Origin of the sequence: Streptomyces prasinopilosus, assembly GCF_001419695.1 — a bacterium.
GTDB lineage: Bacteria > Actinomycetota > Actinomycetes > Streptomycetales > Streptomycetaceae > Streptomyces > Streptomyces prasinopilosus.
In genome coordinates, this window is record NZ_LIRG01000586.1 from 1 (window position 1) to 2,075 (window position 2,075).

The window sequence follows — 2,075 nt, forward strand, 5'->3', positions numbered from 1 at the left end:
GGGCGACACGGGCGGCGGGGACCGGCCCGCGGGGCCGGCGGACGGGCAGAGCCCGTCACCGGGGGACACACCCCGCTCCCCGCCGTCGCCCGGCACGTCGCCGCCGGCCGCTCCCTCCACTCCCGGTTCCGGGCCGACGACGGGCGAGGACAATCCCTCAGGGGAGCCCTCGCCGAGCGGTCCCGGGGACAGCGGTCCGGCGACCGGTGAGCCGCCGTCCGGCCCCCTGACGCCGCCACCGGCCGGGTCCGGCAGCACGGACGACGCGCCGGACGGCACCGCCGGCAACGGCACGGGGGGCCTCACGGACGACGCCCCGAGCGGTGCCTCCTAAGGTCGTGTCAGGGGAGACGGCCGGCCGGACCGGCCCCGGCCGCGTGCCGTCCTGCGCCCCCGTACCACCAGGGCGTGGCCGCCCAGCCCCAGCAGCCGTTCGGCCGGCAGTTCGCCGATCGTCGTCAGGACCGCCTCGATACGGGCGGTGAGCGGGTCGAACGCCGCGTCGAGCACGGTGCCGCGCTCCTCTCCGTCCTCGGTGAGCACCCTGCGGCCGAGCAGATCGTGATGCGGCGGGGACACGGCCAGGACGGAGGACGGCGCCGCGAGCAGCAGGTCCGGGGCGACGGCGTCCAGGGCGTCCCAGGCCAGGACGGCGTCCCCGCGCAGCCGTCCGCGCCGCACCCGCACGTGGGTGACGGTGCCGGACGCCGCGTCGACCGTCAGCGCCCGCACGACACCCAGACGGATCCCCTCGCCCGTGGTCAGCACCGGGAGCCCGCGCACCCGGGAGAACAGCATCACGGCAGCGCGCCCGTCCGCCGGGCGCGGAACGCACCGACCCGCGCCACGAAGTCGGGCAGGTCGTCGGCGGCGTAGGTGGTGGCGTGCGCGGGGACGACCAGGGACCGGCCGGAGACGGACACCGTCTCACCGCGCGGCACGTACAGCCGGTGCCGGCGGTGCCTCGAACCCGGCACCGGCTCCCGGTGCGCGGCGAACCGGAAGGCGACGATCCGGCCGCTGGTGCCGCCCTCGACGAGGACGTCGAGCACCGTGCCGAGCCGGTGGCCCTCGTCGGTGACGACCCGCGCATCGAGCAGCCGCCCGCGCAGGGCGTCGCGGCGGGCCACCGACCGGGGCAGGTCGCACAGTGCCTCCTCGTCCCGGACCATGACCGCGTGGCGGCCGAGGGAGTGCACCGCCGGCCAGGGCAGGTCCCGGGGCAGCGGGCCCGACAGCAGGGTCCGGCCGGTCAGGGTGAAGCCGGTGACGCGCCCGGCCCGGACGTCGAGGACGGTGTCCTTGACGTGGGCGACGGCATCACCGCCCAGCGTCACCACGGGCAGCGTCGAAAGGCTCCGCACCCCCAGCAGTTCGTTCACCGGCCACCTCCCGCCGTCGCCCTCCCCGCACGCCCCGGAACCCGCTCGCGCCTCCGACGGGACCGGGTTCCCCTTCTGTGGCGCGGCGAACACCGATCGGGGGACTGAGTGGCCGAACTCGGGGTACGTGCACCTGTGCAGTGCAGATCGTCCGGCTGGTCCGGCCGGCCCGGCTTCGCAGAGAGAAGCGCATGATCGATCACCTGGACGGGGCAGTGATACCGACTGGTTTCGACGTACCCGTGGAACCGCTACGGCGGTCAGCACACTTCACCGGCGAGCCGGGATGCATCGCCGAGGCACGCGCCTTCGCGTCGTTGTTCCTGCAGCAGCTCAGGACGGAGTGGTGCGCCACGATCGGCGCGCGGGCCGACGGCGCGGCGCTCCTGGTCGTGAGCGAACTGGTCACCAACGCCGACCGGCACAGCAACGGCCCGTACATCCTGGAGCTGGAGGGTACGGACGAGACGATCACGGTCGCCGTCTACGACAGCAGCGGCACACTGCCCCGCATCTACCCCCGCGATCCCGAGCGCATCGGCTGCCACGGCCTGGAGATCGTGCAGGCTCTGGCCCGCGACATCCTCGTGGAGCGGGTACCGGTCGGCAAGTGCGTCCGCGCGGTGCTGAGCTTCGACGCCGGCTGAACGGCACCGGGGCCCGGTGCCCCGAAGGACAGGGAATGCGGCTGCG

General features: G+C 75.1%; 3 protein-coding genes. 1 reads left to right on the plus strand and 2 read right to left on the minus strand.

Annotated features, from left to right (window positions below; translation table 11 throughout):
- Nucleotides 1-330: 330 nt before the first annotated feature.
- Both AOK18_RS22745 and AOK18_RS22750 read right to left on the minus strand, forming a co-directional pair.
- Nucleotides 331-798, minus strand: a complete 468-nt coding sequence (locus AOK18_RS22745; RefSeq protein ID WP_055695545.1) for a PRC-barrel domain-containing protein — start codon at nt 796-798, stop codon at nt 331-333.
- Nucleotides 798-1,382: a PRC-barrel domain-containing protein gene (locus AOK18_RS22750; protein ID WP_055574300.1), complete on the minus strand. Its 585-nt coding sequence runs from the start codon at nt 1,380-1,382 to the stop codon at nt 798-800. The genes AOK18_RS22745 and AOK18_RS22750 overlap by 1 nt, the downstream gene beginning before the upstream one ends.
- Nucleotides 1,383-1,573: 191 nt before the next feature.
- Between AOK18_RS22750 and AOK18_RS22755 the strand changes: the two genes are divergently transcribed.
- Nucleotides 1,574-2,029: an ATP-binding protein gene (locus AOK18_RS22755; RefSeq protein WP_055574307.1), complete on the plus strand. Its 456-nt coding sequence runs from the start codon at nt 1,574-1,576 to the stop codon at nt 2,027-2,029.
- The last annotated feature ends 46 nt before the right edge of the window (nt 2,030-2,075 follow it).

Excerpts from the sequence above, each read along its gene's own strand:
- AOK18_RS22745 (WP_055695545.1), bottom strand. The coding sequence starts at position 798 with ATGCTGTTCTCCCGGGTGCGCGGGCTCCCGGTGCTGACCACGGGCGAG.
- AOK18_RS22755 (WP_055574307.1), top strand. The coding sequence starts at position 1,574 with ATGATCGATCACCTGGACGGGGCAGTGATACCGACTGGTTTCGACGTA.